Here is an 11,163-nt window from a genome sequence, read left to right on the forward strand (position 1 = left end):
ACCCCGGGAGACGTGGAACCCCGGCGCACCCGCAGCGTTACGCGACGGCCCCACACCCGACCACACGGGACAAATAGGGCGAAACGCCAAGTCGACCGAGGTCATCACGCCGCAGAAGGATCGAGGCCAGTACGGCATCCGCAGGAGCATGGGCAGAGTCGGCTCGAGTTACGACAACGCCCTCGCCGAGAGCTTCTGGCAGGGCCTGAAACGAGAAACGATGAACGGGAAGCTGTTCTCGACGATGCGGCAGGCGAGGTTGACGATCTTCGAGTGGCTCATCTACTACAACGCCCGCCGACGCCACAGCGCGCTCGGCTACCTTTCCCCGATGGAGTTCGAACAGCAGCACCACAAGACAACTAAACTCTCACTCGCAGCATGAACCCCTGTGTCCACACTCCGGGGGTCACCTCAACCGCTGAAAATGCTCATTGAGTACACCGTGCACACGACCAGCGACGGCACCGGGCAGGAAAGCGGTTCCGAACTGTTCTGCCTGATCACGACCCTGCTCGACCCGGCCGGTGCTCCGGCGCAAGAACTCGCCGAGCTCTACTCACGCCGCTGGACCAGCGAAACGATCTACCGGTCGATCAAGGTCCGAGCAGCGCGGCGGACGCACTCCCACCCTGCGCTCGAACAGCCCCGAGATGGTCGCCCAGGAACTGTGGGCGATGCTCTGCGTCTACCAGGCCGTCCGGCATCTGGCCACCGACAGCGCCACCGAAGCCGCCATCCCTCCCGCCCGGATCAGCTTCCAGCACGCCCTCAACGCCGCCCAGCGCACCGCCGGGGCGGACTTTCCCCCTCGGCGCCCGAGACCGTAGGGGAGGAGCCCCTCACTGCCTGGAAGTACAGGGGGAGATAGTTCACGGTTCAGTGCTCCCGCGGCGGGTGTGGTTTTCAGGGGGTGAGTTGGGGGGATCCGTTGAGGTGTGTGCCGCGTGTGATTCCGTGGACGGCGAGGGTGTTCCAGGTTTCGGTGCGGCCGGTGCGTTCTGCGATCCGGGTGACGGGTTCCCCGTTGGCGTAGGCGGTCAGGGTGGCTTGGGTCAGGTTCCGGCGGGCTGTGTGCAGGGCTTCCAGGGCGTCGCGCAGGTTCTGGGCGGCTACTTCGAGGGAATCGTTGTTCTCGCTGTTCATGTCCTCACCTTGTCAGCCGGCGCCTCGAGCGGGGGTGGCGGCTGCTTTGTCGTTGACCGGGGGCTTGCTGTCGGTGGCCGTCTGGGGGGCCTTGCCTGGTCAAGGTCCGTGCTCTCCCGGCGGCCGTGCAGGTTCCGGACTGCTGCTTCCAGGAATGGGCTCGTTTCATCTTGAAGTTGCTGGTCACGGGGCTGGTGTGCGGCGTTGATGGGGTGCTCATGCTGGTCCGGGGTGTGATCGGCAGGAGGTGATCGCCCGTCAGCGCTGTACTTCGGCGTTCGTCAGTACGAGCAGGGCTCGCAGGAGCGTGGTGGCGTGATGGGGGTACAGTCGCATCTTGGTGAGGATGCGCCAGTTCTTCAGGTACGGCGAAGCCGTGCTCGTTGGCTGCGCGTTCGCGGCTGACCAGCTTGTTCGCCTCTTTCTGGGCGGCGTGAGGGGGTGGCCCCGGGTCGCTTTGAGGCCGGTGACGATCAGGGGGTGGTCGGGGTCGTCGTCCAGGCCGGTGAAGCCGAGGTCGGCCAGGGCGCCGAGGTCGGCGGCGCGCAGGTGGGCGCAGATGTGGTCGTGGCGGGCGGCGGTGATCTCCGAGGAGCGTCCCGGGCGGGCCGTCGAGATCCAGATCAGGTTGCCCTTCTCGTCGGTCAGGGCGAGGAACAGCAGGCCGTGGGCCTTGTGTTTCCCGTTGCAGTTCGGCCGTTCTCGTTCCCGGTGCGGCGTCTGGCGCGCACGAGGGTGCCGTCGGTCAGGACGGCCTCGCCACCGGTGCGGGTGACCTTATTCAGGGCGCGGTCAAGGCGCGGGGCGCGGGCGGCGAGCAGGCCGATGACTTCCAGTAGCCAGCGCCGCAGGGTGGAGGCGGAGACGTCGTTGGCGCCGGCGATGTCCGCCAGGCGCTGGTCGTGGCGGAGCACGGCCAGGACGAGCAGGGCGATGCGGCCGGGCGGCAGCTTGCGCCACCGGGATTGGGTCTTCTTCAGATGCTGGCGGATCAGGCCGGCGACCAGGCCCAGGGTGGTGCTCGACAGCGGCAGGCGGCATTGGTAGACCAGTTGGTCAGGGCCCTCGACGTGCTGGGAGTTCTTCGACATGGACACCCCAACTTGTGTTGGGGGCCCGCCGGGTACGCCGTGATCCGGTCACGTCTACTGGCCCGGCCTGGTCGTATAACGGCCTGCCGGGGTGCGGTGCAGCCAGCCCCGCTCCGCGAGCCGCTTCAGCTGGCGCTGGGACCCGTCAGCGTGAAGCGTGCAGTGGGGTTTTCTCCGGTGTCGTCGATGGAATGCGAACATGTATAGCCGGTGGGGGTTTTCGCGGGAGTTGTCAGATCGCTGGCGGATACAAAGTCGCATCCTGCCGAGTTGTAGCCGATGCACGGGTTGGAGGCATGGAACTTGACCGCGGTGCTCGCGTTGACTCTGTACCAGACGTCGGAAGAGAATGTTGATTGGAATTTGTGTGTCTCAGAGACTCGCCAGCTGGCCTGAGTGTTAGCGGCTACTGTCTGCGGAGGGTAATTGGTGAACTGCGAGTTGAACTCGCTTCCATTCATCACCGCACGGAGTAGCGTCAACGCTTGACTCGTATTGTTCGAGAGGGTTGATGTGATCGTAACGTAGGTGCCGTTACCCAGGCCGCTCTGTCCCTGTGACACGGTGTGGCCGCTGCCGGCGGTATGTCCTGACCCGACGAGGTTGTCCCGTCCGGTGATGGTGTTGTTGTCACCCGTGTTCACGATGAACGTGCCAGCCTGTTCCCGTTGTCGCCGACCTCGTCCGCATGCGCGGGCAGAGCACCAGGCAGGGCGACTACCATCATGGCGATGGCGCCCAGCGCCGCACGGACCGTATTCTTCACCAGAGCTTCCTTTCACGTCATTGACGAAAGTGAACGCTAGCGCGTCAGCGGGCACGTAGCTGAAATTGACCCGAAAGTGGGCTGCGTCCACAGCTACTGAACCGTCATATGGACTCCAGAATGACACGGCCTGTAGTTACTGCGCTGTGACGAGTTGATGCTGGTCAGCAGGGTGCCGGGGTCAGGGCTGATGCGTTCTCACGTCTCAAGATCGAGTGTTGGAGTGCGTGGTCGGTGCGTGACGGGTAGTGGTCGGTGGCGGCGGCGATGTTGGTCCATCCGGCCTGGTGTGATGAGGCCGACAGCGAGGTTGCGGAGGGTCGCCATCGCGCGGGGTGCGGCCCGGCGGCTGGACTCGGCCTGTGTCCGGTCTGCGTGCAGTGGCCGGAGTGCGTCACCGGTTGTGGTCGGCGTTTGGAGCATGAGGGGATCTGTTCGGACTGCACTGCGGCTGCGGCGATGGCCGGCATTGCTGCTCACGTTGCCGAGGACGGTGGTTGCCCCGGGCGCGATGGCCCGTGCGGCCGGCCCGTTCAGACCCTGGGCTTGTGCGGGGCTTGCCGTATCAAGGCCGAGATCGGCCGTGCCTGTGTGGGCACGGAGTGGGAAGCCGCCCGCGCGGCAGCCATCGCGGCCGTAGGGGAAGCCGGAGCTGGGGAACGGCGCACACCAGCACCGTTTTAGCCGCTGTGCGCCCCGTAGGTGTTCTTGGCCCCCTCCGGTCAAGTCGCTGCCTGATGGGCGCTCGGCGGGGCGCGTGCGGATTTGGGTTGCTCGGGTACGGCGGACACAGAGATTGAGGGGTTATGGGGATCGTCGGGGACAGTCTGGACCGGGCGGGGCAGGCTGCGTTCAGTCGGCCCATTCCGAAGTCGGCGGGCGCTCAGGTGCGCTACTTGGTCAAGCAGGAGAAGAGCACGAAGGTGGTGGCTGCGCTGCTCGGCATCTCGCAGCGCACGGTGGAGCGGTATGTGAAGAACCAGATCAAGACCCCGAAGGCCGCGCTTGCGGACCGCATAGCGGCTGAGGTCAACCGTCGGTGGCAGCCCCTGGTGCGCAAGCGTGCCCGGGAGAAGGCCGCAAAGCAGACCGGCCTGGTCATCGAGACCCGCGCGCGCTTCGGGTTCACCGCGGCCCCCGGTACGAGCGATGACGGGCGGATGCGCCGGATCACCCAGCACCTGGCGCCGGAGGTCGCGGGCCGGCTGTTCGCCGCTCAGGACGCGGGTGCTACCGAAGCCCAGCTTCAGGCTCTGGCTGCGGAAGGCCTCCAGGAGGCGTACTTCAAGGACGGTGGAGCCCGCGCCCAGGGCCTCCTGGTCGAGTTCACCGATATCGACTACATCGAGGTGAACCTCTGACCCGAGCCCGCTCGGTGGGGCGTGTGCGGGCTCGGGTCAGCTTGCGGTGGAGTCGCGCGGAGCGCGCGGGGTTGCCCAGTGCGCGGGGGCGGGACGCGGGGGGATGAGGTCGGGGACGGGGAGCAGCGGGGGTTCGATGAGGCGGCGCTCGTCGCCGGTCAGCGAGTGTGCGGTGAAGCCGGCGGCCTGGTAGTGGTTGACGGCCGCGAACGTGATGAGCGTGCCGACCGGCTGAGCCGCAGCTTGCTCGATGACGTGAAGGAGTTCGTCTGCCCAGTCGACGGGGTGTCCGTTGCGGCCGGTGCGCGGCGGGCCGGGCGGCAGATGCAGGACCAGGCCGCCGGGGTGGCCGGTGACCTGGAGGTGGAGGTCACCCTCTGCCGGGGTGACCGCGGTGACCTTGTCGGCCCGGATCCGTACCCGGCCGACGCGCAGCCAGACCCGGGAACGGCCGGCGCTCACCATGTCCGAGCCTTCTGGGTTGTGGCTGCCCAGGCGGGGGTGGTGACCCCCGCCCCGCGCCGTTCAGGATCCAGCTGGCGCTCACCGTGTCCAAGCCTTCTGGGTTGTGGCTGCCCAGGTGGGGGTGGTGACCCCCGCCCCGCGCCGTTCAGGATCCAGCTGGCGCTCACCGTGTCCAAGCCTTCTGGGTTGTGGCTGCCCAGGTGGGGGTGGTGGTGTCCATGGAGCCACGATCCCAGGGCCGTGCGGGGCACGGAGGGAAGTTTAGGAAGACCCTTGCGAAGGGGGTAAGGGGGCCGGTGCAGCAGTGATGTCCACGGCCCCGGGTAGTGACTGGCGTGTTGTGCAGGTTCCGGATTGCTGCTTCCGGGAAGTCGTTGTTCTCGCTGTTTATGCCCTCGCCATAAAACCGACAGATCGGGCGGGGGTGGGGCTTGTTGTGTTGGGGTGGGTTGGTTTCATGCCGGGGGCTCTGCCGGTGGGGGGTAGCCGTGCAGGGCCCTGGATGTCTCGGGGGAGGAGAGGTGGGGGGGGGGGTGGTGAACGATTGTTGTGGGGTGGTGGTTGCGGGTGGTGGGGAGGGTTCTCCCCGGCGTGCGGCCTGTGTGGCCTGTGCGGCTTGTGGGTGTTGGGGTGACCGGGGGTGGGGGTGGGGGTGTACTCGTACTCCGGCGTCACATTCTTGGGGGTCGTGGTCCCGCACTGTTATTCCGGTGGGCGCGGGGGGCGGAAGGGGCTGCCTTCTGCGAGGATTTCCAGGGTGTAGGGGCGCAGGTCGAGGGGGGCGGGTCCAGTGGGGGCTGGTGGTTCGAGCTGCGCGCGCAGTGTGCGGGAGAGGGCTTCGACGAGGTCATTGCCCAGCGGGGCGGGTTGGGTCTGGTGGGTATCGGAGTTTAGGAGCTTTTTGGCTTGCAGGGATCGTAGGCGGGCGTTCAGTGCTTCTGGTGAGGCGTCGAGGACTTGGGTGAGGTGTCTGGTGTCGGTCTTGCCTCTGTGGGTGACGGCGCACAGGAGCCAGATCTCGTCGAGGGAGATTCCGTATTGCTGGGCGTGTGCCTCGGCTGCGTTCCGGAGGGGCTGGAGGCCGCCGCGGGCGAGGTCTTCCAGGGCCTGCCGTACGTGGGCGTCGCCGACGGGGGGCGAGGGAATGACGGGGGTGTCTTTGCGTGCACCGGTAGCCGTCATCGTATGGCGCAGTGGAACGACAGGAAGGGCGTAGGCGAGCGCCAGAACGACAAGGGACACGGCCAGCCCGGTCAGGAACACGTCCTCGATGGCGAGTTCGTAGGCGTTTACATATGCCTGCCGGGCGGTGTGGGCCAGGCTGTTGGTGGCGAGGGACTCGCCGTTGCGGATGCGTTCGGTTTCCACGGCCGTGAACTCTCCGGCGTCGATCTCGCGGTTCAGGTGTTTGATGAGCTTCCGGTTGAGAACTGAGCCGCAGAGTGCCACCCCGACGGCGCTGCCCATGTTGCGGAAGAACAGCACTGCCGAGGTGGTGACCCCCACGTCCTGATAGGCGCATGCGCTCTGGGCGGCGATGAGGACGATCTGGGAGACGAGTCCGAATCCCAGACCCATCACCACGAGGGCGGCTCCGTAGGCTGCCGGTGAGGCGTCCCTGCGCAGGATGACGCACAGCAGTAGTCCGGTGGCGATCAGCGAGGCCCCGGCAATGGGGAAGGGACGGTAGCGGCCCCATCGTGAGATGGCCCGGCCGCTGAGTGTGTAGGCCAGTATCGCGCTGAGGGTCAGGGGGAGTAGGAGCATGCCCGAGACCGTTGGGGAGGAGCCCCTCACCGCCTGGAAGTACAGGGGGAGATAGTTCACGGTGCCCGACTCGACGATCCAGAAGCAGAAGGTGAGTGGGACGGCGATGCGGAACACGTGTTCGCGCACCATTCGGAAGGGCAGCAGCGGGTTGGGGTGTCTGTGTTCGACCCACCAGATCAGGACTGCCAGGGCCGTGGCGGCGCCGAAGAGCAGGAGCATCTGGGGAGAGAACCAGGCGAAGATGACGCCGCCCCAGGTGACCAGCAGGGTCAGTGCGGCCGCGCAGGTGGCGATCAGCAGGCTTCCCCAGTAGTCGATGTCGCCGGAGGGCTGCTTTCTGGCCCGCTGGTGGCGTAGGCAGTAGGTCAGCAGCGCCAAGACCAGGAGTCCGGGCGGCACGTTCAGGTAGAAGGCCCATCGCCACGACCCCTGCTCCACCAGTAGTCCGCCCAGGAGCGGTCCGAGAATGAAGGCGGAGGCTCCCGCCCCCGCGACGTAGATCTGGTAGCGGCCACGGTCCCGGGGGCCGACGAGTTCGGCGAGGACGGCCTGTGGGACGACCAGCATTCCGCCCCCTCCGAGCCCCTGCAGGGCCCGGAAGGAGATCAGCTCGGTCATGGTCTGCGCCTGCGTGCAGAGGACCGAGCCGAGGAGGAAGACGGCGATCGCCGTCTGCAGGACGTGCTTGCGGCCGAAGAGGTCCCCCATCTTGCCCCAGATCAGGGCTGAACTCGTGACCGTGAGCAGGTAGGCGGTCACTACCCACGACAGGTGCTGGAGGTCCTTGAGGTCGCCGGCGATGGTGGGCAGGGCGGTGGCCAGGATCGTCGAGTCCAGGGAAGCCATGAACATGATCAGGATCAGCGCGGACAGCACCAGCTTGTCGCGGGTGTCGAGCCGGACACGGGCAGGTGATGACAAGGACGTCTCCGTAGCGCCCCTGACAGGGGAATGAAGCACAGGCGGCGGACAGATCGTCATGCTCGCCCTCCCCGGATCGGGGCGAGGGAAGCCGAGCCGCTGAGACGGGCTCAATCCCCCGTGCGGCGCAGTGGCCCGTTTCCCGGCCTGGTGGGCGCCGGCCGTCCCCGCTCTCTTGCACCCCCGGCCCGCGACGCGGCCTCGCCAGTTTTCGCGTGCCCTTCCTCGTTCGCGTGCTGACGAAGGCCGGCCGTCGAACCCGTCTGGCTGCGGCGCTCAACACGAGGACGACGTGGCGTTGCCCTCGAGCCGATCCCGGGCGGGGTGGCGGTGGTGGTGGGGTGTGGGTTCCCCGGTCCGGTTCCTGCCCGGGTGTTGAGAGGTGTGCGGGTGGGGGCCGGGCCGGGGTACGGCCGGGAGCGGTGGTGAGGCCGTGTGTCTATTGGTACCGGATTCGGGTGGTTTGTTCGGGGATTGGGTGTGGTGTGTTTGTGGGTGGTGTGGGTCTCGGTCTTTTCTGACCGGTCGGCGTCGGCTTTGTTCGTCCGGTTGGGGGGAATTTGTCTTGTGTGCGGGCCTGTCTATGTGGTGTTGGTTGTGGTGGGTCCGAGGATGGGGTGCCCGGGCTTGATCTGGACCTGACGCGCTGTCATCAATGTTGGTGGTGTGGGGGAGGTTCAGGTTGGGGGCCTGGGGGTCTGCTTCATCCTTGTAGAGAATGGGATATGCCGTGACACTCCCTCTCCGTTCTGGTTCGCGTAGTGGTGTTCTGCTTCGGGCGTGCTCGGTGGCACGGTATTCGTCTGTGGTTGCTGCTGTGTTGTGTTTGCCTGCTGTGGGTGTGGGGGTGCCTGCGTACGCTGCTGGTGGGACGTTCGCGGCGGCTGCCGTGCCGGGTGTCCCCGCCACTCAGACTTACGCCTACACCGGTGGATCTCAAAACTTCATCGTCCCTGCTGGTGTTACCAGCCTGGCCGTGGATGCCTACGGCGCTAGCGGAGGTGACGCCTGCCCCTTCTTCGTTGCTGTTTCGGGCGGCCGTGGCGCCCATGTAGGGGCTACCCTCGCCGTCACCCCGGGCGAAACTCTCGTCCTGCGGGTCGGTGGTGCAGGCCAGACAGGCGACTGCAGTAGCGCTGCAACCGTTTCTGAGGGCGGGTACAACGGCGGGGGCGACGCAGGCGTGGCCGCCAACGGTAACCGGGAAGGCGGCGGAGGTGGCGGAGCTTCCGACATCTCCCGTCCCGCGCAACCGTCCCCCCTCCTCATCGCCGGAGCGGGCGCCGGAGCCGGTGGATCCGGAGCCAGTGTCGCCTCCGGCGGCCCCGGTGGGGGGGCTGCGCTGGACGGCGCGCCAGGCGGCGACGGCCAGGACCAGCCCCCTGCGATCGGCGGCCAGGGCGGAGGCGGCGCCATCGGGAGCACTCCCGGCGCCGGAGGCGCGGCCGGCAACCCGGGGTGCCCCGCCGTTTCGAGCGGGACGGACGGCAGCGCAGCCACCGGCGGTAGCGTCGGTACCGGCGGTACCGGCGGAAGCGCAGCGGCAGGGGGAGCGGACTGTCGGGCTGGAACGGGAGGCGGGGGAGGCGGCGGCTGGGCAGGAGGCGGCGGAGGCGGCGCCGGGAATCTTGCGTCCCCGGTCGGCCCATTTGCTGGTGGTGGGGGTGGTGGTGGTGGTTCCAGTCGTGTACCCACCGGCGGTACGGCCGGCCCGGATGACCGCCCCACTCCCGGCAACGGCGTCATCATCGTCACCTACACCGCTCCTGCTACCTGCGCGAATGCTCCCGCCGTTGGTCCTAACGTGATTCGTGGTACGTCTGGTAGTGAGGTGATTACGGGTACGGCAGGTGATGACATCATTTTCGCTGGTGCTGGTAATGACATTGTCAATGGTCTGGGTGGTGACGACCTGATCTGCGGTGAAGGCGGTAACGACCTCCTGCGTGGTGGTGATGGTGATGACCGGATCGAGGGTGGTCTGGGCGATGACATCGTCAACGGGGGAGCGGGCAACGACCAGCTGTTCGGCAATGACGGTAATGACGTGATTCGTGGTGAGGCTGGTAACGATCAGTTGTCGGGTGGTGCGGGGAATGATGTCCTCGATGGTGGAGCTGGTGTGAACACCAGTGATGGTGGGTCGGGTATCGACTTCTGCACGAGTCCTGCGGTGGGGGCGAGTTGTAATCCGTAGTTGGGTTGGTTGAAGTGTCAGGGCTCGTGTGAGTGTGGGCTGGGTGTGTGAGCACTGTCTGAAGGGGTCTGTGGGCATGTGAGTGGGGCTGTCGCCGAGGGGCGGCGGCCCTGCTTTGGTGTTTGGGGGTGGTTGTGGCTGTTTTGCTGGGGGTGGGGTTCGTCCTTGTGGACGGGCGGGTCGGGGGTTGTGTGTGTAATTCACCCTAAAGTTTGGGGTGTTGACCAGTTGCATATGGTTTGCGAGTGATGGTGGCGGGGAGCGGAGCGGATCCATCGAATGGGCCGTAGGCCCGAACCCCGTGTAACGGGGTCAGTTCCCGTGGGCGCGTAGCGCCTGCGGGAATGTTGAGGCGCGAAGTGGCTCAGCCCGGGGTCTTGGAGCGAAGCGGAAGACCCCGGGGTCAAAGGCCCGCGAAGCGGGCGCCGGCTCGCTTCGCGCGAAGCGCGGGGCCTCGCCTCCGCACCACGGAGCGGTGCGGGTAACTCTCGGTTACGAAGGGCGTCTGTTCCTGGCGTAGGTTGGTTGAGTACTGTGCAGTTTCGCTGGTCGGCGACGACGGTGTGTGTGGTCGGGTGGTGGGTTGGTGTGTGGTGTGTTTTCCTGTCTTGATCTGTGGTTCAGATTGAATCATTTCTGGCGGGTGTGGTCTCCACAAGTTTTGGGGTGGGTGTGGTTCCGCTTACTGGTTGTGGGGCGTAGTCCGGCCGTTCCGCTGATCGGTGGGCGATCCTGGGGTGGGGTGGGGCGTAGAACGGAAGGAGGAACTTCTACGAAGGGTGGCACGGCGCATGAACGTGAACCAAGGTCGGATGGGTCGGGGCCTGGACCGCCGGGATGCCACTGTCGTGGACCGCGTAGAGGGTGGTCTTCGGGCGGCCGGCGCGGTGGAGGACGCCTATGACTTTGTGGTGGAGTCGTACGGGGTGGCGCAGAACCCCGGCCTGCATCGGAAGCACCGTTCGGCTGTCCGTTGGCAGCGGGGTGCGACGGTTCTGCTTCCGCTTCAGCGGGACGCGGAGTAGTCCGGAGAGAAGCGCAGGACCTGGGCCCGGAGGGCCGTCCTGCCGCGGCCGCGCGGAGCGCGGTTATCTGACCGGCGGAGCGGGTCTACTCGGGGTGGAGCGCAGCGGAACCCCGGGCAGACCAAAGCGAAGCGAAAGACCCCCGGACCGAAGGGCCGGCTCTGTCCTGGAGCGCAGCGGAAGGACACCCCGCCAAAGGCGGGGCGGTTCATACCCAGACGCGCAGCGTCTGGGACCCGGAGCGAAGCGCAGGCTCTGCCCCCCGGAGGGGGGCACCATCGCGCGAAGCGCGATGGTTTCTCTCCCAGACGCGCAGCGTCTGGGACCCGGAGCGAAGCGCAGGCTCTGCCCCCCGGAGGGGGGCACCATCGCGCGAAGCGCGATGGTTTCTCTCCCAGACGCGCAGCGTCTGGGTACCCGC

The 11,163-nt window shown here is 66.8% G+C and carries 10 protein-coding genes; 4 read left to right on the forward strand and 6 right to left on the reverse strand.

The features are described 5' to 3' along the window. On the forward strand, positions 1-385 hold a 385-nt coding region (locus OTB20_RS40900), incomplete at its 5' end, for an integrase core domain-containing protein (protein ID WP_267824988.1). Positions 386-653: 268 nt separating this feature from the next. Next, entirely contained in the window at positions 654-830 is a 177-nt protein-coding gene (locus OTB20_RS40905) for a hypothetical protein (RefSeq protein ID WP_267824989.1), read from the forward strand. 76 nt (positions 831-906) lie between these two features. On the opposite strand, the gene OTB20_RS40910 is transcribed toward OTB20_RS40905, so the two are convergent. From OTB20_RS40910 to OTB20_RS40925, 4 genes are all read right to left on the reverse strand, one after another. Continuing rightward, positions 907-1,146, reverse strand: coding sequence for a hypothetical protein (locus OTB20_RS40910; protein ID WP_267824990.1), 240 nt, complete (start codon positions 1,144-1,146; stop codon positions 907-909). Between the two features lie 258 nt (positions 1,147-1,404). Then, a complete protein-coding gene (locus OTB20_RS40915; RefSeq protein ID WP_324290481.1) occupies positions 1,405-1,809 on the reverse strand; it encodes a transposase family protein in 405 nt (134 codons plus the stop codon). Then, positions 1,791-2,237 (reverse strand): hypothetical protein, encoded by a 447-nt coding sequence (locus tag OTB20_RS40920; protein ID WP_267824991.1) that lies wholly within the window; start codon positions 2,235-2,237, stop codon positions 1,791-1,793. Before OTB20_RS40920 ends, OTB20_RS40915 begins: the two co-directional genes overlap by 19 nt. A 125-nt stretch (positions 2,238-2,362) precedes the next feature. Continuing rightward, the gene (locus OTB20_RS40925; RefSeq protein ID WP_267824992.1) at positions 2,363-2,881 is read right to left on the reverse strand and encodes a hypothetical protein; all 519 of its coding nucleotides are present in this window, start codon (positions 2,879-2,881) and stop codon (positions 2,363-2,365) included. A gap of 928 nt (positions 2,882-3,809) precedes the next feature. Here OTB20_RS40925 and tpg point away from each other — a divergent pair. Continuing rightward, positions 3,810-4,364, forward strand: coding sequence for a telomere-protecting terminal protein Tpg (gene tpg / locus OTB20_RS40930; RefSeq protein ID WP_267824993.1), 555 nt, complete (start codon positions 3,810-3,812; stop codon positions 4,362-4,364). Positions 4,365-4,400: 36 nt separating this feature from the next. On the opposite strand, the gene OTB20_RS40935 is transcribed toward tpg, so the two are convergent. Beyond that, entirely contained in the window at positions 4,401-4,829 is a 429-nt protein-coding gene (locus OTB20_RS40935) for a hypothetical protein (RefSeq protein WP_267824994.1), read from the reverse strand. A gap of 702 nt (positions 4,830-5,531) precedes the next feature. Further along, a complete protein-coding gene (locus OTB20_RS40940) occupies positions 5,532-7,520 on the reverse strand; it encodes an MDR family MFS transporter (protein ID WP_267824995.1) in 1,989 nt (662 codons plus the stop codon). Between the two features lie 718 nt (positions 7,521-8,238). On the opposite strand from OTB20_RS40940, the gene OTB20_RS40945 reads away from it, so the two are divergent. Further along, on the forward strand, positions 8,239-9,717 hold the full coding sequence (locus OTB20_RS40945) for a calcium-binding protein (protein WP_267824996.1): 1,479 nt from the start codon (positions 8,239-8,241) through the stop codon (positions 9,715-9,717). Positions 9,718-11,163 lie beyond the last annotated feature (1,446 nt).

The organism is Streptomyces sp. H27-H1 (assembly GCF_026627445.1).
Classification (GTDB): Bacteria; Actinomycetota; Actinomycetes; order Streptomycetales; family Streptomycetaceae; genus Streptomyces.

What these genes read in the sequence shown, in the direction of transcription:
- OTB20_RS40905 (WP_267824989.1), top strand. Translation starts at nt 654, where the DNA reads ATGGTCGCCCAGGAACTGTGGGCGATGCTCTGCGTCTACCAGGCCGTC.
- OTB20_RS40910 (WP_267824990.1), bottom strand. Translation starts at nt 1,146, where the DNA reads ATGAACAGCGAGAACAACGATTCCCTCGAAGTAGCCGCCCAGAACCTG.
- OTB20_RS40920 (WP_267824991.1), bottom strand. Translation starts at nt 2,237, where the DNA reads ATGTCGAAGAACTCCCAGCACGTCGAGGGCCCTGACCAACTGGTCTAC.
- tpg (WP_267824993.1), top strand. Translation starts at nt 3,810, where the DNA reads ATGGGGATCGTCGGGGACAGTCTGGACCGGGCGGGGCAGGCTGCGTTC.
- OTB20_RS40935 (WP_267824994.1), bottom strand. Translation starts at nt 4,829, where the DNA reads ATGGTGAGCGCCGGCCGTTCCCGGGTCTGGCTGCGCGTCGGCCGGGTA.
- OTB20_RS40945 (WP_267824996.1), top strand. Translation starts at nt 8,239, where the DNA reads ATGGGATATGCCGTGACACTCCCTCTCCGTTCTGGTTCGCGTAGTGGT.